The 23,252-nt window shown below is 69.4% G+C and carries 22 protein-coding genes; 9 read left to right on the top strand and 13 right to left on the bottom strand.

The genetic code is table 11. The features are described 5' to 3' along the window. The first annotated feature begins 1 nt into the window (after window position 1). From ahbB (KL771_RS26700) to ahbB (KL771_RS26710), 3 genes are read left to right on the top strand one after another with little or no spacing between them, the layout of a single operon-like run. The gene (ahbB, locus tag KL771_RS26700) at window positions 2–1,024 is read left to right on the top strand and encodes a siroheme decarboxylase subunit beta (protein ID WP_261971562.1); all 1,023 of its coding nucleotides are present in this window, start codon (window positions 2–4) and stop codon (window positions 1,022–1,024) included. Next, a complete protein-coding gene (locus KL771_RS26705; RefSeq protein ID WP_261971563.1) occupies window positions 1,021–1,476 on the top strand; it encodes an Lrp/AsnC family transcriptional regulator in 456 nt (151 codons plus the stop codon). The genes ahbB (KL771_RS26700) and KL771_RS26705 overlap by 4 nt, the downstream gene beginning before the upstream one ends. Beyond that, the gene (gene ahbB / locus KL771_RS26710; protein ID WP_261971564.1) at window positions 1,476–1,952 is read left to right on the top strand and encodes a siroheme decarboxylase subunit beta; all 477 of its coding nucleotides are present in this window, start codon (window positions 1,476–1,478) and stop codon (window positions 1,950–1,952) included. The genes KL771_RS26705 and ahbB (KL771_RS26710) overlap by 1 nt, the downstream gene beginning before the upstream one ends. Before the next feature lie 29 nt (window positions 1,953–1,981). Here ahbB (KL771_RS26710) and KL771_RS26715 read toward each other — a convergent pair whose 3' ends face one another. Genes KL771_RS26715 through KL771_RS26725 form a run of 3 tightly spaced genes read right to left on the bottom strand, consistent with a single transcriptional unit; the run spans window position 1,982 to window position 4,358 of the window. Beyond that, window positions 1,982–2,524 carry a VOC family protein gene (locus KL771_RS26715; RefSeq protein ID WP_261971565.1) on the bottom strand — a complete coding sequence of 181 codons (543 nt, stop codon included), beginning with the start codon at window positions 2,522–2,524 and terminating at the stop codon, window positions 1,982–1,984. A 20-nt stretch (window positions 2,525–2,544) separates the two neighbouring features. Continuing rightward, window positions 2,545–2,745, bottom strand: a complete 201-nt coding sequence (locus KL771_RS26720; protein ID WP_261971566.1) for a DUF2783 domain-containing protein — start codon at window positions 2,743–2,745, stop codon at window positions 2,545–2,547. Continuing rightward, window positions 2,745–4,358 carry an FAD-dependent oxidoreductase gene (locus KL771_RS26725; protein WP_261971567.1) on the bottom strand — a complete coding sequence of 538 codons (1,614 nt, stop codon included), beginning with the start codon at window positions 4,356–4,358 and terminating at the stop codon, window positions 2,745–2,747. The genes KL771_RS26720 and KL771_RS26725 overlap by 1 nt, the downstream gene beginning before the upstream one ends. A gap of 125 nt (window positions 4,359–4,483) precedes the next feature. Here KL771_RS26725 and KL771_RS26730 point away from each other — a divergent pair, with 125 nt between their 5' ends. Beyond that, on the top strand, window positions 4,484–4,726 hold the full coding sequence (locus tag KL771_RS26730; RefSeq protein ID WP_261971568.1) for a type II toxin-antitoxin system Phd/YefM family antitoxin: 243 nt from the start codon (window positions 4,484–4,486) through the stop codon (window positions 4,724–4,726). Then, window positions 4,723–4,890 (top strand): PIN domain-containing protein, encoded by a 168-nt coding sequence (locus KL771_RS26735; RefSeq protein ID WP_261971569.1) that lies wholly within the window; start codon window positions 4,723–4,725, stop codon window positions 4,888–4,890. Before KL771_RS26730 ends, KL771_RS26735 begins: the two co-directional genes overlap by 4 nt. 7 nt (window positions 4,891–4,897) lie before the next feature. Here KL771_RS26735 and KL771_RS26740 read toward each other — a convergent pair whose 3' ends face one another. From KL771_RS26740 to hmgA, 4 genes are read right to left on the bottom strand one after another with little or no spacing between them, the layout of a single operon-like run. Beyond that, entirely contained in the window at window positions 4,898–5,851 is a 954-nt protein-coding gene (locus KL771_RS26740; RefSeq protein WP_261971570.1) for an MBL fold metallo-hydrolase, read from the bottom strand. Window positions 5,852–5,857: 6 nt separating this feature from the next. Further along, a complete protein-coding gene (maiA, locus tag KL771_RS26745; RefSeq protein ID WP_261971571.1) occupies window positions 5,858–6,502 on the bottom strand; it encodes a maleylacetoacetate isomerase in 645 nt (214 codons plus the stop codon). After that, on the bottom strand, window positions 6,495–7,538 hold the full coding sequence (locus KL771_RS26750; RefSeq protein WP_261971572.1) for a fumarylacetoacetate hydrolase family protein: 1,044 nt from the start codon (window positions 7,536–7,538) through the stop codon (window positions 6,495–6,497). Before KL771_RS26750 ends, maiA begins: the two co-directional genes overlap by 8 nt. A 4-nt stretch (window positions 7,539–7,542) precedes the next feature. Then, entirely contained in the window at window positions 7,543–8,877 is a 1,335-nt protein-coding gene (hmgA, locus tag KL771_RS26755; RefSeq protein WP_261971573.1) for a homogentisate 1,2-dioxygenase, read from the bottom strand. 282 nt (window positions 8,878–9,159) lie between these two features. Between hmgA and KL771_RS26760 the strand changes: the two genes are divergently transcribed. The 3 genes from KL771_RS26760 (at window position 9,160) to KL771_RS26770 (ending at window position 15,159) form a co-directional block, all read left to right on the top strand. After that, window positions 9,160–9,639, top strand: a complete 480-nt coding sequence (locus tag KL771_RS26760) for a MarR family winged helix-turn-helix transcriptional regulator (protein WP_261971574.1) — start codon at window positions 9,160–9,162, stop codon at window positions 9,637–9,639. Window positions 9,640–9,994: 355 nt separating this feature from the next. Next, window positions 9,995–13,906, top strand: coding sequence for a hypothetical protein (locus KL771_RS26765; RefSeq protein ID WP_261971575.1), 3,912 nt, complete (start codon window positions 9,995–9,997; stop codon window positions 13,904–13,906). A gap of 230 nt (window positions 13,907–14,136) precedes the next feature. Continuing rightward, window positions 14,137–15,159, top strand: coding sequence for a hypothetical protein (locus KL771_RS26770; protein WP_261971576.1), 1,023 nt, complete (start codon window positions 14,137–14,139; stop codon window positions 15,157–15,159). A gap of 61 nt (window positions 15,160–15,220) precedes the next feature. Here the strand turns inward: KL771_RS26770 and KL771_RS26775 are convergent, their stop codons facing one another. The 6 genes from KL771_RS26775 to KL771_RS26800 all read right to left on the bottom strand — a co-directional run bounded on the left by KL771_RS26775 (window position 15,221) and on the right by KL771_RS26800 (window position 22,514). Further along, entirely contained in the window at window positions 15,221–17,161 is a 1,941-nt protein-coding gene (locus KL771_RS26775; protein WP_261971577.1) for a nitric oxide reductase activation protein NorD, read from the bottom strand. A 25-nt stretch (window positions 17,162–17,186) separates the two neighbouring features. Next, a complete protein-coding gene (locus tag KL771_RS26780) occupies window positions 17,187–18,053 on the bottom strand; it encodes a CbbQ/NirQ/NorQ/GpvN family protein (RefSeq protein WP_261971578.1) in 867 nt (288 codons plus the stop codon). Between the two features lie 12 nt (window positions 18,054–18,065). Continuing rightward, window positions 18,066–19,421, bottom strand: coding sequence for a cbb3-type cytochrome c oxidase subunit I (locus tag KL771_RS26785; RefSeq protein WP_261971579.1), 1,356 nt, complete (start codon window positions 19,419–19,421; stop codon window positions 18,066–18,068). 127 nt (window positions 19,422–19,548) lie between these two features. Beyond that, entirely contained in the window at window positions 19,549–20,001 is a 453-nt protein-coding gene (locus KL771_RS26790) for a c-type cytochrome (RefSeq protein ID WP_261971580.1), read from the bottom strand. Between the two features lie 254 nt (window positions 20,002–20,255). Beyond that, window positions 20,256–21,491, bottom strand: a complete 1,236-nt coding sequence (locus tag KL771_RS26795; protein WP_261971581.1) for an NAD(P)/FAD-dependent oxidoreductase — start codon at window positions 21,489–21,491, stop codon at window positions 20,256–20,258. Between the two features lie 102 nt (window positions 21,492–21,593). Next, the gene (locus KL771_RS26800) at window positions 21,594–22,514 is read right to left on the bottom strand and encodes a sugar kinase (protein ID WP_261971582.1); all 921 of its coding nucleotides are present in this window, start codon (window positions 22,512–22,514) and stop codon (window positions 21,594–21,596) included. A gap of 123 nt (window positions 22,515–22,637) precedes the next feature. Here KL771_RS26800 and KL771_RS26805 point away from each other — a divergent pair, with 123 nt between their 5' ends. Beyond that, entirely contained in the window at window positions 22,638–23,108 is a 471-nt protein-coding gene (locus tag KL771_RS26805; protein WP_261971583.1) for a hypothetical protein, read from the top strand. Window positions 23,109–23,252 lie beyond the last annotated feature (144 nt).

Below are 23,252 nucleotides of genomic sequence, written 5' to 3' on the forward strand. Positions count from 1 at the left end.
CATGCATGCGCCCCTGCTGACGCCGCTCGAATCGCGCCTGCTCGACGCCTGGCAGCGCGACTTCCCGCTCTTCCCCGAGCCCTGGCCGGAGGTCGCCGCCGCCGCCGGAACCAGCCCGGCGGCCGCCCTTGCGGCGGTCGCCAATCTGATCGAAACCGGTCTCGCTTCCCGGCTCGGCGCGGTGGTCCGTCCCAACACGGCCGGCGCCAGCACGCTGGCGGCGTTGGTCTGCAGGCCTACCGAGGTGTCCGAACTCGGCCCCGTGGTCTCGGCCGAGGCGGGCGTCAACCACAACTACGAGCGCGAGCATGCGCGCCTGCCGCTGTGGTTCGTGGTCACCGAGGCCGACGAACCGGCGGTCGCCGCCACGCTCAACCGCATCGGGACCGCGACCGGGCGCCCGGTTCTGGCCCTGCCGCTGGAACGGGAATACCGCATCGATCTCGGCTTCGCGCTCGGCGGGGCCTGCCTCGGCACCGCCGGCCCGCATCGGGCCGGTTCCCGCATGGCCGCACTGCCGGCCGCGATCGGCAAGGTCTCGGCCGCCGACCGCGTGCTTCTGGCCGCCATCGAGGACGGCCTGCCGCTGGTCGAGCGGCCCTACCGGGCGGTCGCCGAGCGGCTTGGCCTGTCCGAGACGGCGGTGCTCGCGCGCCTGGCCGCGATGGTGGCGGGCGGGGCGATCAAGCGCTTCGGCATCATCGTGCGGCACCGCCCGCTCGGCTGGCGCGCCAACGCGATGGTGGTGTTCGATGCTCCCGCGGACGCCGTCGACGACCTGGCCGATCTCTTTCTCGACGAGCCGGCCGTGACGCTGCTCTACCGGCGCCGGCCGGCCCCGCCGCTCTGGCCCTACCGGCTCTATGCCATGATCCACGGCCGGGACCGCGGCGAGGTCGGCCGGGTCATCGAACGGCTGGTCGCGAGGGCCGGCTGTCCGCTCGGCCACGAGATCCTGTTCTCGAGCCGCTGCTTCAAGCAGACCGGTGCCCGCTTCTCCCGCGTGCTGGAGCCGGTGTCGTGACCGGCGCGCCCGATGCCGTCGACCGGCGGCTGATCAACGCCCTTCAGGGCGGGTTTCCGGTCGTCCCGCGGCCCTTCGCGGCGGTCGCCGAAGCCCTCGGCCTGGACGAGGACGACGTGATCGGCCGTATCGCGCGTCTGGTCGAGGCCGGCATACTGTCGCGCTTCGGGCCGATGCTCGATGCCGAACGGCTCGGCGGCGCGGTCTGTCTGTGCGCGCTCGCGGTGCCGCCGGAACGCTTCGATGTCGTGGCCGCGATGCTGGCCGACATGCCGGCTGTCGCCCACAATTACGAGCGCCGCCACGCGCTCAACATGTGGTTCGTGCTGGCGACCGAGACGCCGCAGGGGATCGAGGCCGCCGCCCGCGCCGTCGAGGCGGCGACCGGTCTGGCGGTGGCACGGTTTCCGAAGGAACGGGAATATTTCATCGGCATGAGGGTCGAGGCATGATGGCGGACGACACGGACCGCCGGCTGCTGGCCGCCGTCCAGGCGGGCCTGCCGCTGGTGCGCGAACCCTATCGGGCCGTGGCCGAGCGGCTCGGTCTCGACAAGGCCGATGTGATGGCGCGGCTCGAACGGCTGCTCGCCTCGGGGGCGGTGCGCCGCATCGGCGCGGTGCCCAACCACTACCGGCTCGGCCTCGTCCACAACGGCATGACCGTCTGGGACGTGGCCGATGCCGAGGTCGACCGGCTCGGCGCCGCGGTCGGGGCGCTCGATTTCGTCACCCATTGCTACCGCCGGCCGCGCGCCCTGCCGCTATGGCCCTACAATCTCTTCGCCATGGTGCATGGCCGCACGGAAGGCGAGATCGACGACAAGCGGTCCGTCATCGCGTGTCTGCTCGGCGACGACTGCCGAACCTCCGATATGCTGCCGTCGACCCGCATCCTCAAGAAGACCGGTCTGCGGATCGGTGCTTGACGGCGCGAAGCCGGCCCGGGCGGCGGCTGTCACGCCTTCTCGAATTCGCGCCTGTGCAGCCATTCGGCATGCTTCGGTGCCCGCTTGGTGCGCGACCACTCCTCCAGCATGTCCCATTTCACCGTGTCGAGCTTCGCCAGCATGGCGTCCTCCTCCGGATCCGGGCAGGCCAGTTCGATCCGGTGGCCGTTCGGATCGAAGAAATAGATCGAATGGAAGATCGAGTGGTCAGTCACGCCGAGCACCGGGATGCCGTTCTTCTCCAGCCGCTCCTTGTAGGCGAGGAGGGTCTCGCGGTCCTTGACCTTGAAGGCGATGTGCTGGACCCAGACCGGCGTATTCGGATCGCGGCCCATCTCGGGCTTGGTCGGCAATTCGAAGAAGGCCAGCACGTTGCCGTTCCCGGCATTCAGGAAGACGTGCATGTAGGGATCGGGCTCGTGCGTCGACGGCACCCGGTCCTCCGCAATGGCGAGTACGAAATCCATGCCGAGATTGTCGACATACCAGTTGACCGTCTCCTTGGCATCCTTGCAGCGATAGGCGACGTGGTGGATCTGTTCGATCTTCATGGCCGTTTCCCCTGGTGTGTTCAGTTTCGACCCGAATTCTTGGCTGCGACGATGGCCTGTGCGAGCGCATCCCGGTCGCCGACATGGTTGGCGAGGATCAGGATCAGGCGGGCGTTGAGGGCGTCGCTCTCGGCCTTGGTCAGGCCCTGATGGGCCGCGATCAGGTCGGCGTAGAAATCGTCCGCGCCGGCGATGTTGGGTGTCGTGACGAGGTCGGCCATCATGCCCTCCCGGTGGCCTTGGCGACGGCGGCGCGGACTTCGCCGTCGTCGAAATGCTCCCAGCGCGCGGCGACATGCTGGTCCGGCCGGATCAGGTAGACGGCGGAACGGGCCGCGCCGAGCCAGCGCTCGGCCAGCCGGCCGTCGTCGCCCGCCGTGGAAAGCGCCAGCCGCGTCACCGGGATGCCGTCGGCATCGAGCGTGTCGGGGGCGTCGGCATCGAGCGTCAGGAGCTGGAAGCCGCCGCCGAGCCGGTCGATCAGCCAGCCGCCCGGGATCGGCGCATCGGCGGCCGGGGCGCCGGGCCGGGTGCGCGCCGGCATGGCGGGATGGTCGGGGCCGTTCAGCGGCGAGCCGTCATAGGTGCAGGGCACCGACAGGCGGCCGGAATTGACCATCGGCCGGAAGGCCGGGAAATGCTCGGAGAGATCCAGCACCGCGTCGCGGAACAGCCGGCTCACTTCCGATTTCGGGGTGATGAAGTCGGTCGAGCGGGTCGAGTTCAGGATGTTCTCGTCGGCGCCGTGGATGCGCTCGGTGTCGTAGCTGTCGAGCAGGCCGTCGGGTGCCTTGCCGGCCAGCACCAGGGCGAGCTTCCAGGCCAGGTTGTCGGTGTCCTGCAGGCCGGAATTGGCGCCGCGCGCGCCGAAGGGCGAGACCTGATGGGCCGCGTCGCCGGCGAAGATCACCCGGCCGTGTCGGAACTTCGGCATCCGCCGGCACTGGAAGGTGTAGATCGAGATCCACTCGATCTCGAATTGCGCGTCCTCGCCCAGGAAGGCCTTCAGCCGCGGGATGACCTTCTCGGGCTTGGCCTCCTCGCGCTTGTCGATGTCCCAGCCGAGCTGCAGGTCGATGCGCCAGACATTGTCCGGCTGCTTGTGCAGAAGCGCCGACTGGCCGGGATTGAACGGCGGATCGAACCAGAAGCGGCGCTCGACGGGGAAGTCCGGGCTGTCCTCCATGACCACGTCGGCGATCAGGAAATTGTCCTCGAAGACGCGACCGACGAAGTCGAGCCCCAGCATGGTGCGGATCGGCGAGCCCGCGCCGTCGCAGGCGATCAGCCAGTCGCAGTCGATCCGGTAGGGCCCGTCCGGGGTGTCGACGGTCAGCTGGACGCCGTCTTCCTGGCGCCGGATCACCACCACCTTGCTGCCGCCGCGCAGCTCGATCGGCCGCCCCTCGGCCTGCAAGGCGTGGACCCGATCGACCAGGAACTTTTCGAAATGGTATTGCTGCAGGTTGATGAAGGCCGGCCGCTTGTGCCCGCTCTCCGGCAGGAGATCGAAGGCATAGACCTGCCGGTCGCGGAAGAAGACCTTGCCCCGGTTCCAGATCACGCCCTTGTCGACCATCGGATCGCCGCAGCCGAGCCGGTCGAGGATTTCGAGCGGCCGCTTGGCGAAACAAATCGCGCGCGAGCCCCAGCTGACCTTGTCGTTCTCGTCGAGGACCACGACGGGCACGCCGTGCTGGACGAGGTCGATCGCCGCGGCGAGCCCGACCGGTCCGGCTCCGACCACCACCACCGGCCGCCGGACCGGCCCCGCCGCGCCCTGGTCGGGCGAGCGGACATAGGGATAGAGCGGCGTCTCGAAGATCCTGGACATCCTGGTCACCCTCCCGGGTTTCGCGTCGCTCCGGCTTGTCGCGCCGGTTCCGATCGTCCGCGCGTGCGACTCTCCTCCGCACGCGGCATTTGAGCTATCGTCGTCGGGCGATGGAGGACCCGGCGATGAACGTCACCGTGCAAGACATGAAGGCTAACCTCGCCGAGATCCTGCGCCGCGCGGCCGAAGGCAAGGAGATCCGCGTGACGCTCGATGGCGGGCCATATGTCCGCATCGCGCCGGATCCTGGGGCGGCAGCGGCCGCCTCTACAGGCTCGCTGCCGAGGGTCGGCGCCCTGAAGGGGCAGATCAGGATGGCCGAAGATTTCGACGTGCTGGGTCCGGAATGGGACGCGTATGTTCGATGATCGGCCCGCTCCTCGCCGATACCCGCATCTTGCATTGGTCCTTGAACGGTGATCGGCGGCACGATCCGTTCGACCGCTTGATCATCGCGCAGGCCAAGCACGAGGGATGGCCGCTGATGACGGCCGATCCGGCGTTCCGGCGCTATGACGTGGCCATCGCCTGACATCGCCTCACCCCTGCAGCGCCGCCCACATGGCGCGGTCGCGGTCAGCCGTCCAGATGCGCGGATGGTCGAGGCCGAGCGCCTCGTCATAGGCCCGGGCGACGTTGAAGGGCAGGCAGTGCTCGTAGATGGCGTAGGTCGAGAATTTCGGATCGCACACCGCCCGGCAGGCCGCCATCGCCTCCTTGAGCGTGCCGCCGCCGAGCGCGACTTCGGCGACCGGCCGGTAGGTCGAGGCGACGAAATCGCGGGTCAGCGCCAGCGCCTCCTGCACCTTGGCCTCGCCGACCAGCGCGTCGCCGCGGCCGGGCGAGAGCGCGCGCGGGCGATAGGCCGCGATGGCGTCGAGGGTCGCCGGCCAGTCGCCGAAATGGCCGTCGCCGCAATAGCAGGCGGAATGGTATTCGACGATGTCGCCGGAGAACATCACGCCCTGGTCGGGCACCCAGGCGACGATGTCGCCGGCCGTATGGGCGCGGCCGAGCCAGACCAGATCGACCCGGCGGCGGCCGAGATGCAGCGTCATCCGGCGCTCGAAGGTCATGGTCGGCCAGGTCAGGCCGGGGATCGACTCATGCCCCCGGAACAGGCGCGGGAAGCGGCCGAACTCGGAGTCCCAGTCCTCCTGGCCGCGCTCCTGGATCATGGCCCGGCAGGTCTGCGAGGCGATGATCTCGGAGGCGCCGTAGGCGGAGGCGCCGAGCACGCGCACGGCGTGATAATGCGACAGGACGACATATTTGATCGGCTTGTCGGTGACCGTGCGGATCTGCTCGATCACCTTGCCGGCCATGGCCGGTGTCGCCTGGGCGTCGACCACCATCACGCTGTCGTCGCCGATGATGACGCCGGTATTCGGATCGCCCTCGGCCGTGAAGGCGTAGAGATCCCGGCCGATCTCGGTGAAAGAGGTCTTCTTCTCAGTCATGTCGCCCGTGGAGGCGAAGGCCTTGGCGGTCATGGGATCCTACTCGGCGTCGGCTTGGGCTTCGGGGGCGGCGGCCGCGAAGGCCGGATGCGCGCGGGCGGCTTCGTCCGCGGCGCGGATCATCGGATAGGGCGTCAGGTCGAGTTCGAAGCGGCGGGCGTTGTAGACCTGCGGCACGAGGCAGATGTCGGCGAGGCTCGGGGTATCGCCGACCGCGTAGCGGCCGGCCGAATGGGCGAGGCGCGCCTCGATCGCCGTGAAGCCGGTTCCGATCCAATGCCGGGCCCAGGCGGCCCGCGCCGGCGCGCCCGCACCCCAGTCGGCGGTCAGCTTGTCGAGGACGCGCAGATTGCCGAGCGGGTGGATGTCGCAGGCGACCGTCAGGGCGATCTCGCGCGCCACCGCCCGGTCGCGCGGGGCGGCCGGCAGGAGCGGCGGCTCCGGCCAAGTCTCGTCCAGATACTCGATGATCGCGAGCGACTGGGCGAGCGAGAAGCCCTCCTCCTGCCAGACCGGCACCAGCCCGGACGGGTTGAGCCCGAGATGGTCGGCCCCGCGCTGCTCGCCCTTGCGCAGATGCACGGCGGCGTGGCGCGGGGTCAGGCCCTTCAGATTGACGGCGATGCGCACCCGGTAGGCCGCCGAGGAGCGCCAGTAGCCGACCAGGAGCGGTGCGTCAGCCATTGCCGACCTCGGTGCAGCCTTCGTCCGTCATTGGCGCCACCGTCTGCTCGATCGCGCCGAAGATCGAATGGCCCCTGGCGTCCTTCATCGAGATGCGCACGGTGTCGCCGTAGCGCAGGAACGGGGTCGCCGCCTTGCCGGTGCGGATCGTCTCGACGGTGCGGATCTCCGCGATGCAGGAATAGCCGACGCCGCCCTCGGCGATCGGCCGGCCCGGGCTGCCGTCCGGATCGCGGTTGGAGACCGTGCCCGAGCCGACGATCGTGCCGGCGGCGAGCGGCCGGCTCTTGGCGGCATGCGCGACCAGGGTCGGGAAGTCGAAGGTCATGTCGACGCCGGCATCGGCCTTGCCGAAAGGCTGGCCGTTGACGGAGACGAGCAGCGGCAGGTGCACCTTGCCGCCGTCCCAGGCCGGGCCGAGTTCGTCGGGCGTCACGGCGACCGGCGAGAATGCGCTCGACGGCTTGGCGTGCAGGAAGCCGAAGCCCTTGGCGAGTTCCGGCATCACCAGATTGCGCAGCGACACGTCGTTGACCAGCATGATCAGCCGGATCGCAGTCGCCGCTTCCTCGCGGCTGGCGCCGAGCGGCACGTCGTCGACGATCACGGCGATCTCGCCTTCCAGGTCGATGCCCCAATCCTCGCTCGGCATGCGGATGGGTCCACGCGGGGCCAGGAAGCTGTCGGAGCCGCCCTGATACATCAGCGGGTCGGTCCAGAAGCTCTCCGGCATGGCGACGCCGCGCGATTTCCGCACCAACTCGACATGGTTCACATAGGCCGAGCCGTCCAGCCACTGATAGGCGCGCGGCAGCGGCGAGAGCGCGTCATGCTCGTGGAAGCGCTCGCTCGGCAGGGCGCCGAGGTCGAGGTCGTGGGCGAGATCGGCCAGCCGCGGACCGACATGGGCCCAGTCGTCGAGGGCGGCCTGCAGGGTCGCGGCGATCGGCCGGGCCGAGACGCAGCGGGTCAGGTCGCGCGAGACGACGACCAGCATGCCGTCGCGCGTGCGGTCCTTGAGGGTTGCGAGTTTCATGAGATCACTCCCCGGCCCGGGCGCCCGGCGCCGGCCATTCCGGCCGCGCCGGATCGAAATTGCGGTCGAGCCCGTTCCAGCACTCCGGATAGTCGTCCTGGAGGCCGGGCAGCCGGGCGGCGAATTCGGTCAGCTGCTGCGGGAAGCGCGTCTCGAACATGAAGGCCATCGTGCCCGTGAGCTTGACCGGCTTCAATTCGGAGAAACTCGCCTTGTCGAAGGCCGGCTTGTCGGGGCCGTGCGGCAGCATGCAATTGTGCAGGCTCATGCCGCCCGGCACGAAGCCGGTCTCCTTGGCGTCGTACTGGCCGTAGATCAGCCCCATGAACTCGCTCATGATGTTCATGTGGTACCAGGGCGGGCGGAAGGAATGTTCCGCCACCATCCAGCGTTCGGGGAAGATGACGAAGTCGATATTGGCCGTGCCGGCCTCGCCGGAAGGCGCGGTCAGGACCGTGAAGATCGACGGATCGGGATGGTCGAACAGCAGCGCGCCGACCGGCGAGAAGGTCCGCAGGTCGTATTTGTAGGGCGCGTAGTTGCCGTGCCAGGCGACCACGTCGAGCGGCGAATGGCCGATCTCGCAGGTGTTGAAGCTGCCGCACCACTTGACCGTCAGCCTGCAGGCGGTCTCCTTCTCCTCGAAGGCCGCCACCGGCGTCTTGAAGTCGCGCGGGTTGGCGAGGCAGTTGGCGCCGATCGGGCCACGTTCGGGCAGGGTGAACTTGGCGCCGTAATTCTCGCAGACATAGCCGCGCACCGGACCGTCGACGAGTTCGACCCTGAATTTCATACCGCGCGGGATGACGCAGATCTCGCCCGGACCGACCCGGATGCGGCCGAGCTCGGTGAAGAAGACCAGGTCGCCCGACTGCGGCACGACCATCAGTTCGCCGTCGGCATTGTAGAAATAGTCGTCGACCATCGAGGCCGTGACCAGCATGACATGGGCCGCCATGCCGACCTGGGTATAGACGTCGCCGGCCGTGGTCATGGTCCTGAGGCCGGTGACGAAGGTCAGCGCCTCGTTCGGCATCGGCACCGGATCCCAGCGCAGCGGCCCGAGCGGCAGTCCGTGATCGACGATATGCGGCGCGGTCTTCCAGAAAGGCACCTCGACCCTGCGGAAGCGGCTGGTGTGCCGGACCGAGGGACGGATGCGGTAGAGCCAGGAGCGCTCGTTGGTGCCGCGCGGGGCCGTGAAGGGCGAGCCGGACAATTGCTCGGCATAGAGCCCGTAGGCGCAGCGCTGCGGGGAATTCTGGCCCTGCGGCAGGGCGCCGGGAGCCGCTTCGGTCTCGAAATCGTTACCGAAGCCGGGCATGTAGCCAAGCGTCATCGTCGTGCCTCCTCTCACGCGCGTGTCCTCCGGCCTGCGCTTTTTGAGGGGTCCGGCCGCCGTCATCGGCGGACCCCGCGCTTCGGCCCGATCGGGTCCGTTCGTCTCCCCGATCCGGAATCGCCGGTCCTGCCGGCGATGCTTGCAACCGGCGGAAACGCACAGCATACTCACCCGACGATCATATCATGTGAAATGAAACGGCTGTCAACCATGGCCGAACCGCCCGCCGCCGCCCCGCCCGCAGACAGGCCCGTCGCCGCCCCGACGACGGCCGCCCGGATGGCGACCCGCTCCGCCGGCTTCGATCTGGAGCGGTTCCTGCCCTATCGCCTGAATGTCCTGGCCAGCCGGGTCAGCCGCGATCTCGCGCGCCAATACGAGCGGAAGTTCGGCATCTCGATCCCGGAATGGCGGGTGCTGGCCCATCTGGCGCAGAATCGCGACGTCTCGGTGCGAGAGATCCACGAGCGCGTCGACATGGACAAGTCCAAGGTCAGCCGGGCCGCCGCGCGGCTCGAAAGCCTGGCGCTGATCGAGAAGAAGGAACATGCCGGCGACCGCCGTCTGGTCGATCTCCGGCTGACGGCCCGCGGCCTGGCGCTGTTCGCCGAGATCGCTCCGCTCGCCCTGGCCTTCGAGGCCGATCTGTTCGCCGGGCTCGATGCCGAGGAGCGGCGCATCTTCGAACGCGTGATGACGAAGTTGCTCGGCGAGCCGGCCAGCGGGTCGATGGCCGCAGGCACGGATCCGTCCGACTGAACGGGGCGTCCAGAGCCGCTGCCATACCGCCCTGCGCCTATCCGGTGGCGGCCTGGCGATCGTGCCTTGGGGCAGGGGCCTCCGTCGGCCGGCAATCCCCTCAGCGGAACTGCGGATGGGAGGTCCCCGATCGGGGCTATTCCGACATTACATAACATTCAAAAATTATCACATTTGCGTTTGTCGGTATTCCGTCCGGGACGCATGTACGGACGGCGCGCGCCCTTGCCGGTCGGCGGGGCTCAGCGACGTGCCGGACGCATGACAAGAAGCCCGGCTGCAACCATGCGGCCGACAAGGACATCCCTCGATCCCGACCCCTCGGGCACGAGGCGAACCGAGGAAATGACCCGCCATGCTGACGACCCGCGCCGAACAGGCACGAGCGGAGCGGCCGCCGCGTCGCGCCCGCTTCAGAACGCTCGCCATCGCCGCCGGCCTCACCGCCCTCGCCGGCCTGACCCCTCCGGTCTGGGCGCAGGGCGGCGACACCACGCCGATGCGGCCCGGCGAGGCTTTCCTGACCCGGTTTTCCGGAACCGCAGCCGGCGCCGGCGGACGCGCCATGATCGATCTCGACGGGACCGTCGGCAGCATTGTCGACCTGCGCAATCCGGGCTTTCCGGCGCAGGGGCAGCATTGGATCGACGAGCCGCAGCGCCTGCCGGTCACCGCCCGCGATGTCGGGCAGGTCTATGGCGTCGCCCTGGACGACCAGTCGCCGCCCAACGTCTATCTGACGGCGACCGCGGCCTTCGGCCTGCATCGCACCGAGGACGGCCGCGACTGGCTGCCGGGGCAGTGGGGACCGGGCGGTGCCGGTCCCGGTGCGGTCTGGAAGCTCGATGCGCGGCGCAACTATGCGCCCCAGTTGCTGGCGACCGTGACGCTCGACGGCCGGCCGAACAGCGCCGCCGCGCTCGGCAACATCGCCTTCGACAAGGCGCATCGGCAATTGCTGGTCTCCGACCTGGAGACCGGTATGATCCACCGCCTGTCGCTCGACGGTCGCGATCTCGGCCGCTTCGATCACGGCGTCGAGGGCCGTGCCGCCTATTTCGACGTGCCGGCCGGGCGCAACGCCGCTCTGCCGCCGGTCGCCTTCGATCCGGCCAGCCGTGCCCGCATCGACGATTGCGCCGAGGGCCGCTTCACCGAGACGCCGGCCTGCTGGAACATCGCCGATCCGCGCCGCCGCATCTGGGGGCTCGCCGTGCGCACTGTCGGCACGCAGCGCGAGACCCGGCTCTACTATGCGGTCTGGAGCGGCCTGCCGCTCGGCGCGCCCGGCTTCGCCGACCTGCCCGAGACCGAGAAGACCGGCACGGTGTGGTCCGTGCGGCTCGGCCCAGACGGCGGCTTCGACCGGTCGAGCGTCCGGCGGGAGCTGGAGGTGCCCGAATTCTTCGTCGGCCAGGACGATTTCCGCCGGGCCGGTCCGAGCTGGCCGGTCGCCGACATCGCCTTTCCGGACTGCATCGACCAGGGCATCATGATCCTGTCCGAGCGCGGCGGCCTGCGCAATCTCGGCCTCGACGCCGAGGAGCCCTTCGCCACGCCGCGGGAATCGCGCGTGCTGCGCTACGAGATGGGCGAGGACGGCGCCTGGAAGGCGGTCGGCCGCTACGATGTCGGCTTCTCCGAACGCAAGCCGCCGGCGGTGCAGCCCTTCCTGCGCGCCGGCGCGTCCGGCGCCGCGGCCTTCGGCTACGGCTATGACGAGAAGGGCGCGGTCGATCCGACGCGCGCGAACCAGAGCCTGTGGATGGCCGGCGACCATCTCTGCTCGCCCGAGGGTCCCTGCTTCAATCCCGGCACCGGCGCTTTCGACGACGACAGCCAGGTGCACGGCATCCAGGGCACGCCGGAGCCGGCCTTCGCCGAACTGGCGCCGAACGGCGCCTTCCGGGTCTATCCCGTGAAAGGACGCGTCACCAATCCGGACGGCCCGGCACAGTCCTACATGATCGACGCCGACGTGAATGTCGACGCGGAGGGCAAGCCCAACCCGGCCGAACTCGCCCGCAACGACGCCACCATGATCGGCGACATCGCCATCTGGCAGCCCTGCGAGGGCCAGGCGGCCGCCGTGCCGCCGCCCCCGCCGCCGGCCGAGATCGTGCGCGGGCCGGTCGACCTCTGGATCCGCAAGACCGGCTTCGAGGAGTGCGATTTCGACGGCATCTGCAGCTTCACGGTCACCATCTCGGCGATCGGCGAGGGCACCTGGGTGGCGCCGATCTTCATCCGCGACTTCATCCCCGAGGGCGCCGAACTGGTCTCCTTCACGCCCGCCGATCCGTGGATGTGCGACGTGATCGACGCGCTCTTCTGCTTCCGCCCGACCGTGACGCTGCAGCCGGGCGAGGACATCGTGCTGCGCATCCGCATCCGCATGCCGGAGGCGATCCTGGTGCGTGCACCGATCGACCTGCAGAACTGCATCGCGCTGGAATGGCCTTTCGCCGATCCCGACGACGGTCCGGCGATCCAGCTCGCCACCCGCAACGTTCTGATCCTGATGGGCTATCTGCAGCGCCGGGAGCTCGCGATCGAGCCCGCCATCCAGCGCTTCGAGCGCGACATGCGGCTGCCGCAGACCGGCCGGATCGGGCCGCGCCTGACCGAAGCCCTGTTCGGCGGCCTCGCCCGCATGATCGGCGACAACGATCCGCAGAACGATCTGGCCTGCGCGCCGTTCCGCGTTCCGCCGCGGCCGCCGGTCTTCGACGGGCATTCGCGCCGCGATACCCATCGCCGGTTCGGATCGGTCGAGCACAGCCGCTGGCAGACCCATCGGCGCTGGGACAGCCCGGCCCACAATCCCTGGCAGAGCCATCTGCGCTGGGGATCGGTGGTCCTGCCGCCCTTCGACCTGCACGATCGTGCCGAAACCCACGCCCGCTGGGGTTCTGTCTGGCACAGCCGCGTGCGCACCCATCGCCGGGACGGCTCCTTCCCGCCCCAGCACGACCTGCGCCTGTCGCATGACCGGTTCGACTCGTTCCACTCGCTGGCCATGTCGCACTATCGCGGCAGTTCGATCCACAAGGTCGAGCGCTCGCACTACCGGTTCAGCTCGATCCACGGCAAGAAGGAGTCGCATGATCGTTGGGGCTCGCTGCACGACCGGCGCGAGACGCACCGCCGCGACGGCTCGATCCATGCCCGCTCTCTGTCCCATACCAAGGCACAGTCGCTGCATGCGCTCGACCGGTCCCATGCCAAGGCCGGATCGACCCATGGCCGGCGCGAGTCGCTGGCGGCGGGCGGCTTCGGCGATCAGCATCACACTCGCGCCCAGTCGCACTTCAAGGCGGCTTCGGCCGGCCATGATCCGTCCAGCAACCCGTTCCACGACAAGCGGGCGAGCCTGGGCTTCCTCGGCAAGGACAAGGACAAGGACAAGGGCAAGGGCAAGGGCAAGGACGGCCACGACGACCAGTCCGGTCAGGGCGGTCAGGGGCAGTCCGGTCAGGGTGGCGACATCCGCCACAACCGGCTCCTGAGCCAGAGCCAGCGCACCGGCGACGACAAGGGACCGAAGGGCCATACCGTGGTCCAGTCGCGCGGCGGATCACTGCATTCGACCGCGGCCAGCGCGGCGGCGACCACCGGGCCGACCATCGTCCACACCGTCGCGGCGAGCCGCGGCACGACGACGGGTCACTCCAAGGCGGCCAGCCGCGGCGGCCACAGCACGGCGGAAAGCGCTGCGCTGACCGGTCCGGTCATCGTGCACTCCAAGGCGGCGAGCCGCGGCCCGATCGTCCACAGCAAGGCCGCCAGCCGCGGTCCGGTGATCGGGCCGAGCCACGATCACGGTCCGACCATCGTGCACAGCAAGTCCGCCAGTCGGGGCGGTTCGGGCGGCCATTCGAAGGCGGCCAGCCGGGGTATCACCGGCCCGCAGACCGGCGGCCACAGCCACGATGCCGGCCCGGTCCATTCGAAGAAGGCCAGCAAGGGCTCCTCGGGCGGCGGCAGCTTCGGACCGGCTCCCTTCGGGGGTGGCGGCGGCCATGCCAAGAAGGCCTCCAAGGGCTCCTTCGGCGGCGGCAGCAGCGGCGGCGGCGGTGTGCCTTTCGGCGGCGGCGGGCATTCCAAGCAGGCGAGCAAGGGCTCGTTCGGCGGCGGCCACAGCCATGCGGCACCGTCCGGCTTCGGCGGCTTCTCCAAGCCGCAGAAATCCGGTGGCGGCAGCTTCGGCGGGTTCGGCGGCGGAGGCGGCCACAGCAAGCCGGCCAGCAAGGGCAAGCTGTTCTGAGTGAAAATGGCGCCGGACCGGTCGCGATCCGGCGCCGCCCCCCGTCCAGGACCAGGCCCCCCGGGCCGGCGACGGCCCCGGGCTGGCGACGGCCCCGGGGGGCTTCCTCTCTCTCAGGTGATCGAGGGGACCCGAGCCGGTGCGTTCGGGTCTCCGGCTCCAATCCGGCGATCGGCCCATGCGCGGCGCCGACGCCCTCGCGATGGTCCCCGCCCATGTGGCTTTCTCGCATGCTTCTCGCCGGAGCCGCCGGCCTCATCGCCCTGGCGCTCGTTGCCGCCAGCGCCGCCGTCGCGGCCGATGCCCGGCCCGATTGGCCGAAGCTCCACACCAACGAAGAGATGATCGACGACGCCACGCGGGCGCCGTCGATCGACACCAGGGACCCGCTTGCGGTGCTCGACTTCGTGCTGAAGAGCCTGCCGGCGCGCGTGAAGGTCCATCCGACCGAGAACTACTACTATTTCTGGTTCTGGCACGACCACGTCAAATGGGCCGGAAACCTGCGTCTCGACCCGCAGGAACGCGACCGTGGTCTGGTCAACTTCGCCTATTTCGAGGATTACACGGAGTGGGCGGCGGAGAGCAGGGTCAACCATCGCCTGCTCGGGGCCGAAGACGGCGTCACCGTCGAGAAGCTGGCGCCACTCGTCTACCGGGTCACGTTCCGCGGCACCGCGGTCGAATTCGCGCTCAACGACCTCTCCGAGACCCGTCCGCCGGAGGGATTCCTGCGCCCGACCGAGGTCTATGTCGGGCCGGTGCTCGACGATTCCGGGCTGCCCTTCTATCTGGTCTGGAACAAGGACCAGAAGCTCTTCCACTATATCCTGAACGAGCAGGCCCCCGCTGCGGAGGCCTGGCGCGCCTCGCGCATCTCGCCGCGCATCCTGATCGGCAACCGGACCGGCTTCGCGCTCTATCGGGACCGCTACCGCGACCGTAAGATCCTGATCGGCATCTATGCCTCCAACGCGGCGGTGAACAATTACTATGACGGTCCGTTCGATCAACTGCCCGACAATTTCATCAAGGACGATACGCTGCACGACGCCATCCTGGCGCTCGAACCCGGTCTGAAGGGCAAGATCGACCGCTTCGGCAATTCGCCGGGCGGCAAGGAGCGCTTTTTGATCGGCCCCTACATGCAGTGGCGGACGGAGGAGGATCTCGCCGTCGTCAAGCGCTGCGCGGCCGATCCGAAGATCAAGGGCGAACGCTGGTACGGCTGCTTCGTGATCGAGCGGCAATAGCGCACCGGTATGCGACGGGCATGGTCGTGCGACCGGTACGGTCGATCGATCGGATCGATCGTCACCCGGCCATGTGCCGGTAGAGGCGCGGCAGGGCATCGATCAGTTTGCCCGGCCGCCCGACCACCGCGAAGGCATTGGCACCGAAGATGCGCGGGAAATAGCTCCTCGCCTCTCGGTCGATGGTGATGCCGAACACGGCGATGCCCTTGGCGCGTGCCTCGTCGACCGCCTTGCGGGTATCCTCGATGCCGTAGCGACCCTCGTAGCGGTCGAGGTCGTTGGGCTTGCCGTCGGTCAGCACGATTAGCAGCCGGCGGCGCTCGCCGCGCGCGGCCAGCCCCGTCGCGGCATGGCGCAATGCGGCGCCGAGGCGGGTATAGTGGCCGGGCTTCAGCCCGCCGATGCGCGCCCGCACGGCGGCACCCAGCATCTCATCGAAATCCTTGATCCGGTCGACCCGCACCCGGTCGCGCCGCAGCGACGAGAAGGCGAGCAGCTGGTGCGCGTCGCCGACCGCCGTCAGTCCCTCGGTGAAGGCGACCAGCGCCTGCCGGGCGACCTCGATCACCGGCAGCCCGTCCGCATAGGCTTCGGTCGAGCGCGACACGTCGACCAGGACCGTCACGGCGAGGTCCCGCGCGGTGTTGCGGACCGACTCGTAGACCCGGTCCGATCCGGCGCCGGTCGCCCTGAGGTCGGCGAGCGAGCGGACCAGCGCGTCGGTGTCGAGTTCCGCACCGTCGAGCCGCGCGCGCAACCGCTCGCGCCCGCCCGCCAGCGCCTCGAAGCGCCGGCGCACGGCCCGGATGCGCCGGGCGGCGGCCGGGTCCAGCGTCCAGCGTCCCTCGGCCGCCGCCTCGGCCGGACCGGCGAGCACGCGGACATGGTCGGGCCGGTAGACGGCGCGCCGGCAATCCCATTCCGGATAGAGATGGGTGCCGGCGAGCCGGCCGTGGGCGATGTCCTCCGGTGCCAGATCGAGGTCGAAGGCGAGCCGGGTCGACGCTTTCTTGCGCAGGCGCGCCAGGGCCAGATGATCGTGATCCTCGGCGGCCTTGCGCGCGCTGTCCTCGTCGTCATCCTCCACGTCGCGGTGGATGTTCATGAATTCCGCCCAGGTCAGGATCTTCTCGAAGCGATGGGCGACGAACGGATCCGGGCGGTCGACCTGATCGTGCCGGCGCCGCTGCGCCTGCTTGGCGGCGCCCTCCGGCGTGCGGCCGGTTCCCGGCGTCTCGTCGGCATCGGAAGGGTCCGCGGGTCCGGGAGCCCGAACGGCATCCGGCATGATCTCGCCCCACAGGATGATCGGGAGAAAGGGGCGGTATCCGACGGGTGCCTTCAGATCCCCGAACCCGCGGTCGGGCGCGAAGACGCAGCCGACGATGGCGGTGTCGAGCGGCGGCGCGGTTCGGCCGAGAGCGTGGCGGATGGCGGCCTCGACGGCCATCTCGCAGGGCGGCAGGCGGCGGTCCGGGCGCAGCGCCAGGGCGGCGGCGGCGAGGCGGCGGCCGATGGCGGCGAGGCCCGGAAAGCGGGTTTCGACGGCAGCCGTCACCGCGAGGGCGTGGCGCAGCGCCAGGATGTCGTCGCGCAGCGGGTCGGGGTCGCGCGATCGCCCGATCGCGGCCCCGGCGACCGCATAGCCGGCGAGCCACAGATAGGCCTGACGGTTCAGCGCGCGGTCGGGAAACTGGGCGATGCGCGCCGGCAGCAGCAAGGCGTCGCCGGTCAGTCGGGCGCCGGCGAGGCGCTCGTCGTCGCGGCCGAGCCGCTGGGCGAGGCTCAGGCGATGATGCGAGGTGCGCGCCTCGGCGGCCTTGATCTCGATCGCGTGCGGGCCGCCGAGGCCGCGGAACAGCGGACCGATCGACCCGCGCACGGTCTCGAAGGCGACCGCTTCGGCCTCGAAGCACGGCAGCGTCGCCCGGCCGGCGAAGACCCGGTGCCAGAGCTTGCCGACCGTCTCTTCCGGTTCGAGCAGGGAATGCCAGTCCATCGCCGCGCCTCGCCTGTGCCGTTCGTCAGCCGAAGACCGCGACGACCAGGTCGCGCAGGCCCTGCTTGACATCCTCGTCGTCGCTCAGCGGCTCGATCAGCGCGGCCTCGATCGCGTCCTCCAGGCGGGCGCCGTCGCGCACCAGCATGGCGCAATAGACCAGGAGGCGCGTCGAGCAGCCCTCCTCGAGATCCTGGCCCTTGAGGGCCCGCAGGCGGCCGCCGAGCGCGACCAGCGGGCGGCAGCGGTCGAGGTCGAGGCCGGTCTCGGCAGCGACGATCTCGGCCTCGGCCACGGGCGGCGGATAGTCGAAGGCGATCGACAGGAATCGCTGGCGGGTCGAAGGCTTCAGTGATTTCAGGAGGTTCTGGTAGCCCGGATTGTACGAGACGACGAGCATGAAGTCGTCCGGCGCGGCCAGCGTCTCGCCGGTCCGCTCCAGAGGCAGCAGGCGGCGGTCGTCGGTCAGCGGATGCAGCACGACGGTCACGTCCTTGCGCACCTCGACGATCTCGTCGAGATAGGCGATGCCGCCCCGGCGCACCGCGCGGGTCAGCGGCCCGTCCGTCCACACCGTCTCGCCGCCCTTGAGCAGGAAGCGGCCGGTCAGATCGGCGGCGCTCAGGTCGTCGTGGCAGGCGACGGTGTCGAGCGGCAGGCCGAGCCGGGCCGCCATATGGGCGACGAAGCGGGTCTTGCCGCAGCCGGTCGGACCCTTCAGCAGGAGCGGCAGCCGCAGCCGGAAGGCGCGTTCGAACAGCGCGCATTCCGAACCGATCGGGCGGTAGTAGGGGATTGCCGGGGTCTGGTCCCCCGCAACGGAGACCGCGGGGCCGGTGGCGGCCCCCGCGGGGGCCGCCTTCGCGTTCTGGAACAGAAGGGGCGCGTTCATGTGGGCATCCCCTCATTCGGCCGGCGTGGCGGCGGGGGCGTCGGGGCCGCGGCCGATCACCTCGGCCCGGCGCGGGACGAGCACGGAATAGAGGAACAGGATGGCGCCGATCACCACCGCGACGCCGGAGCCGAAGCGCATCTGGTAGAACAGCGCCAACTGGTCCTGCACCTCCATGAAGCCCTGTCCGAGCACGCGCTGCAGATGGACCTGGACCACGCCGGCGAAGGTCAGCGTGAAGGTCATGAACGACATGGCGCCGGCCATGATCCAGAAGGAGATCATGTTGAGCACCTGGTTGTAGGGTGCCCGGCCGAGCAGGTGCGGCATGGCATAGGTGATGATCGCCAGGTTCAGGCAGACATAGGCGCCGAAGAAGGCGAGATGACCGTGCGCGGCGGTGACCTGGGTGCCGTGGGTATAGTAGTTGACGCCGTGCAGGGTGTGCATGAAACCCCAGATGCCGCCGCCGAAGAAGGCCAGCACCGCGCAACCGAGGCTCCACAGGAGGGCCGCATTGTTGGGATGCTCGCGCCGGCGCTTCCAGACCATCGCGAAGGTGAACAGCACCATGGCGAAGAAGGGCAGGATCTCCAGGCTTGAGAAGATCGAGCCGACCCACTGCCAGTATCCCGGCGCGCCGATCCAGTAATAGTGGTGGCCGGTGCCGAGCAGGCCGGTGAACAGCGACAGCGCGACGATGGCGTAGAGCCACTTCTCGACCACCTCGCGGTCGACGCCGGTCATCTTGAGCATCAGGAAGGCCAGGATGGCCGCCATGACCAGTTCCCAGACGCCCTCGACCCAGATGTGGACGACATACCACCAATAGAGCTTGTCAACGCCGAGGTTGTCCGGATTGTAGAGGGCGAACAGGAAGAAGACCGCGATGCCCCAGAGCCCCAGCAGCAGGACGTTGGTGATGGCGGTTTTGCGTCCCTTCAGCACCGTGACGGTGACGTTGAACAGGAAGATCAGCGCCGCCACGACGATGCCGAGCTTGACCCAGAGCGGCTGCTCCAGGAACTCGCGACCCTCATGGATGCGGAACAGATAGCCGACCACGGCGCCGAGCGTACCGACCACCAGGATGACCAGCTGCAGATAGGCGAGCCGGGTCGAGTAGATCTCGGTCTCGCTCTCCTCCGGGATCAGATAGTAGGCGGCGCCGAAGAAGCCGAGCAGCAGCCAGACGATCAGCGCATTGGTATGCAGCATGCGCACGATGTTGAACGGCAGCAATACGGACAGCGTATCCGGCACGATATAGATCCAGCCGGCCAGAAGACCGGCCGTTACCTGGATGGCGAAGAGCGCGAGGGCGACGGCGAAATAGGCCAGGGCTACCCGCTGGGTTTGATACTTCATGGGACCCTCCTGGTGGTTCGACCGGTACGGATGATCGGCATCCGTCCCGGAGGTCAGAACCACGATGTCTTTGACCGAGAGGTCGGGAACGGGACGGCCGGACGGCGTGCGGCCGGGACGGGACCTGTCAGCCGGAGACGTTCGGCGGCCAGCCCTGTGTGTCGATCTTGGCGGTCCACTCCAGGAAGGCGGCCAGATCGTCCAGCTCCTGATCGGTCAGGTTGAACTGCGGCATCTGGCGCCGGCCGGGCACGCCGGTCGGCTGCGCCTGCATCCAGGACTTGATCGTCTCGCGCGCGCCGGCCGGGTCCTTGTCGCCGCCGTAGCGGATGAAGACGTTGCCGAGCTCGGGCGCGAAATAGGCGCCCTCGCCGAGGATCGTGTGGCAGTCGATGCAGGCGTTCTTTTCCCAGACCCGCTTGCCGCGGGCGACCGCTTCGGTCAGCGGTGCGGACGCCGTGGACTTGGTCACCATGTAGTAGTGACTGTGCGCGGTCAGGCCGGCGAATATCACCAGGAAGACCAGCGATCCCCCATAGAAGATATTGCGCGCGGCCGATTTGGTGAAGGCGTCGAACATGGGACCCCCGTCATGAGCAATCGGCTTCGACGGGTATCGGCCGGAGGCGGCTCGGCCACCTTGATTTTTGGTAAGACCTGATGAACGGGCGGGAAGCCGGGGGCGAGAACAAAAAGGCCCGCCGCGATGAGTTCCGTACGGGAACTGCGGCAGGCCTTTGCTAGGCGGCTCGGGGAGGAAGACCAAGCGTCTCCTGATCCCACGATTCGCCGGAACCGCAATTGATCGGGATCAAGCGTCGGTTTCGGCAGGGCTCATTTTGCGGCGGCCGCACGGGCCTTGAGGTCGAATCCCGGGTCCGCAGCCTCCTCGGGACTGAGGTCGGCGCCGGCATCGAGCAGGCGGCGGGCGATCATGTGGTCGGCCGGTTTCGACACCGATTCCACCGCCACGAGGCGACCCTCGCGGAAACCGAACACCGAGAAGGCGCCGGCCTCGGGTGTGCCGCGGGTGACCGTCCGGTCGATGCCTTGGCCGAGCCCGGCGATCTGCAGCTTGAGCGGACCCTGGTCGCTCCAGAACCACGGCACGGCCTCGTAGGGCACCGGATCGCCGCCGGCGATCCAGGCGGCGAGGCTCTTGGCCTGGTCGGTGGCATTTTGTACGGATTCAATGCGCACCGGTGCCATTGCCCAGCGACTTGGATGCAATGCGGTGTCACCGAGGGCGAAGACGCGGGGGTCGGCGGTGGCGAGATGCCGGTCGACGACGATGCCGTTGCCGACCGCGAGGCCGGCCGCTGCGGCCAGTTCCGCATTCGGGACGACCCCGATGCCGACCACCACGAGGCTCGCCGGGATGCGCTCGCCCGCGACCGTCTCGACCGCGGCGACCCGGCCGGCCTCGCCGACGATCCGCGCCACCCCGGCCGGCATCCGGAAGCGGACCCCGGCGGCCTCGTGGCTCGCCTGGAAGAAGGCGGAGATCTCCGGCGAGACCGCGCGCTGCATGACCCGGCCGGCGGCCTCGATCACCGTCACCCGATGGCCGCGCTTGGCGGCGGTGGCGGCGACCTCCAGGCCGATGAAGCCGGCGCCGATGACGACGACATCCTCGGCCGCGGCGAGCGCATCGCGCAGCGCATGGGCGTCGGCGATGGTCCGGAGCCCGGTGACGCCGTCGAGATCGGCGCCCGGCACCGGCAGCGGCCGGTTGCGCGTGCCGGTCGCCAGCGCCAGCCGCGAGAAGGCCAGACTGCCGCCATCCGCGAAGGCCACCCGGCCGCCGGCGAGATCGAGCCCGGCGACCGGGCGATCGCCGAGAAAGTCGATCCGGTTCTGGGTCAGGAAGGCTTCCGGGCGCAGGAACAGGCTGTCGGGCGTCTTGCCGTCGCTCAGATAGCCCTTGGACAGGGGCGGGCGCTGGTAGGGCAGGTGGCCCTCGTCGCCGACCAGCAGGATCGGTTCGTCATAGCCGTTCTGGCGCAGCGAGGCGGCCAGCTGCAAGCCGGCCTGGCCGGCGCCGACGATGACGAAGGGGGCGGCATTCATCGCAAGGCTCCTGACGGGATGCGGGGGTGGATGCGGGCGAGCGGTTCGGCCGACCGACGGATCCGGCCGCGCCCGGGAGGCCCGGCCGAACCGACCGAAGACCTAGCCGAGCCGGGCGAGGACGGCGGCGCGGGTCGGCAGCGGGTCGACCGCGCCGTAGCCCTCGGTCGACATGCCGGCGGCGACATTGGCGAAGCGACCGGCGCGGAAGGGGTCGTCATGGGCGAGATATTCGGTCAGGAAGGCACCGTCATAGGCGTCGCCTGCCCCCGTCGCGTCGACCGGCCGGCAGGCGATCGACGGAATGCGATCGCGCCGTTCGGCCGTGGCGACCAGCGAGCCCTCGGCGCCGAGCGTCAGGCCGACGATTTTGACGCCGAGCGCCAGATAGTGGTCGCAGATGGCGTCGGCATCGTCGAGGCCGGTCAGGAGCCTGGCGTCGTCGAGGCCGGGCAGGAGGATGTCGGTGAGCCGCGCGGTCGCCTCGATCACCGCGCGGGCGCGGTCGAGCGGCCAGAGCCTCAGGCGCAGGTTGGTGTCGTAGGAGACCAGCCGGCCGGCCTCGCGCGCGGTGCGGATCGCCGCGAAGACGGCGTCGCAGGCCGAGGCCGAGATGGCCTGGCTGATCGCCGAGACATGCAGCACCCGGGCGCCGGCGACGAGAGCCGCCGGCACGTCGGCCGGGCCGACGCGGCTCGCCGCCGAACCGGCGCGCAAGTAGGAGAAGGCGTGCCCGTCCGGCCCGTGGGTGACGAAATAGACCGCCGTATGGGCGGCCGGATCGATCTTCACCCGGCTCGCATCGACCCCCTCGCGCGCCCAGAGCGCCAGGAAGTCCTTGCCGAAGGCATCGTCGCCGAGCCCGGTGAAATAGCCGACCCGCGCCCCCAGCCGCGCCGCCGCGATCGCCGCATTGGAGGTGTCCCCGCCGAAGCCGCCGAGCCATTGACGGCCCTCGCCGGTATGGTTGAACTCGAACATGGGCTCGCCGAAGGCGAGAATGTCGAGGGACGTGGCGCTCATCGTGCTGTCTCCGGAGATCGGGCCGGCGAGAGCCATGCAGCGCGCCGCCGACCGGGTCAAGCCGGTCGATGCGGGACGGTGCCGTGCAGGTCAGATAAGCGGCGCAGGCATGAGGGGGACTGGATGGGGTACGACATTCACATCACCAGACGCCGCGTCTGGCTGGACGACGCGAACGACATTACACTTGAGGAGTGGAAGGCCTATGTCGCCTCCGATCCGGACATGCGGCTGGACGGCTTTTGGGAGGATTCCTACGACGGCGGCGTCATTCTGCGGTTCGAAGATGAGAGCTTCGCCGTCTGGACATCCCATCCAGACGCAAAGTCGCCTGACGATCTGGTCCGGTTCAGGCTTGGTGCCGGCAATATCGTCGTCAAAAATTCCGACCAGGCGATCCGGATCAAGATGGCGGCGATCGCGCGAGCGCTCGGCGCCCGTGTCCAGGGCGACGAATTCGAACTCTATGGCGATGACGGCCAACAGAACGGCGTGGACCTGCCCGAGTACGACTCGGAGCCCGAGGCCGCCGACGGCGCCAAGCCGGGCGTCCCGGCGCCGGGCGGCCGGCGCTGGTGGGAGTTCTGGAAATAGCGGGGTCGGGAGTGACGCGACGAAGCGGTTCGGTGATTCACCCGACGCGCGTCAGACGTGGCTCGACAGGTCTCATCTTTTCGGTTCCGAACCCGCGGCTGCATCCCCGGACAAGGCCCGTCAGGGCCGCCGATCAAGTCGGGT

Origin of the sequence: Prosthecodimorpha staleyi (assembly GCF_018729455.1) — a bacterium.
GTDB classification, from domain to species: Bacteria; Pseudomonadota; Alphaproteobacteria; order Rhizobiales; family Ancalomicrobiaceae; genus Prosthecodimorpha; species Prosthecodimorpha staleyi.